Origin of the sequence: Streptomyces sp. NPDC057654 (genome assembly GCF_042800135.1) — a bacterium.
Taxonomy (GTDB): domain Bacteria; phylum Actinomycetota; class Actinomycetes; order Streptomycetales; family Streptomycetaceae; genus Streptomyces.
This window is the reverse complement of the sequence record NZ_JBHVHQ010001253.1, coordinates 474-1,790: the sequence shown is the minus strand read 5'-3', so window position 1 is coordinate 1,790 and position 1,317 is coordinate 474. Positions and strand designations below refer to the sequence as shown.

General features: G+C 73.7%; 1 protein-coding gene and 1 pseudogene. One reads left to right on the top strand and one right to left on the bottom strand.

Translation table 11 applies throughout. The features are described 5' to 3' along the window. A pseudogene (locus tag ACFU99_RS42575) lies at positions 1-470 on the bottom strand (cytochrome P450); the annotation flags it as partial. A gap of 152 nt (positions 471-622) precedes the next feature. On the opposite strand from ACFU99_RS42575, the gene ACFU99_RS42570 reads away from it, so the two are divergent. Further along, positions 623-1,317 (top strand): TetR/AcrR family transcriptional regulator (locus ACFU99_RS42570; protein ID WP_384403864.1); only part of this gene is annotated, 695 nt, incomplete at its 3' end.

Below are 1,317 nucleotides of genomic sequence, written 5' to 3'. Positions count from 1 at the left end.
CCGACGGCTTCGCAGATGACGTCGATGGGGAGCGGCCGGGTGAAGTGCCGCAGCAGATCCACGGAGCCGTCCTCGGCGCGCTCCGGCAGGCCGTCGAGCAGCCGCTCGACGATCGGTTCGATCCGCGGCCGGAACTCGGAGGCGCGGCGCACGGTGAACGCGGGCGAGACCAGCCGGCGTTGCCGGGAGTGCTCCTGCCCGTCCTGTTCGGACATGGTGCGCATGTAGGCGCGGCAGTGTTCGGGGACGTCGGGCTGGAGGAAGCTGCCGGCGTTGATCTCGAAGCGGGGGTCGGCCAGCAGCGCCTTGGCGGCCTCGTACCGGGTGACGGCCCACATCGGGCCGATGCCGGGGGCACGCAGCCGCGCCAGCGGGGAGCGCTCGCGGGCTCGCCCGTAGACGGTGAAGGGGTCGCGTATCACCTCGGGGTCGGTGAGGTCGATTTCGGGGATGCGGCTGGTGTCGGTCACGGGAGTCCTCGCAGTGGTCGGATCCGGATTTCAGATGCCGAACTCATATGTTCTCGTCATCTGAATGGTGACGGTATCTTGCACGAGGACGCGGAGCAACGCCAGTACGCGCGGCGACGCGACGCACGCGGGACGAGGAGGACGAACGCGCGATGGTCCGGCTGAGCAGGGCGCAGCTCCAGGAGCAGAACCGGGCCAAGGTGCTGGCCGCCGCCGGGGAGGAGTTCGCGGAGCGCGGTTTCCGCGATGCGAAGGTCGACTCGATCGCCGAGCGCGCCGGGCTGACGCGGGGCGCGGTGTACTCCAACTTCCCCGGCAAGCGCGCCCTGTACTTCTCCGTACTGGCCGCCCTCGCCGAACACGCGCCCGCCCTCCCGCTCGCGGAGCCGGGCCGTACCGCCCGCGCGGCGCTGGGCGCGTTCGCCCGCGCGTGGCTGGCCCCGCTCCCCCTGGCCGCCGAGGAGCAGCACGGGTCGGGGGCCCGGATCGCGACGGAGCTGATGCCGACGATCCTCGCCGACGAGCGGACGCGGCTGCCGTTCGCGCAGCTCATGAAGGTCGACGCGATTCTGCTCGGCCTGGCCCTGGAGCGGCTGCGCCCGTCGGCGGGCCGTCAGGTGCGCCTGGCGGAGAGCGTGCTGACGACGCTGCACGGCGCGAGCCGGCTGGCCGCCGCCGCGCCCGGCTTCGTCGACCCCTTCAACACCGTGAGCGCCTGCGAGCACCTCGCCGCCCTCGACCTCGCCGACGCCTGGCCCCCGCCCCACCTCCCGTACGCCCCGCGGCCCCGCCCCGCCGACGCGCCCTGGTCCCCGCCGCCCGCGGTGGACGCGGTACGCGGCGAGCC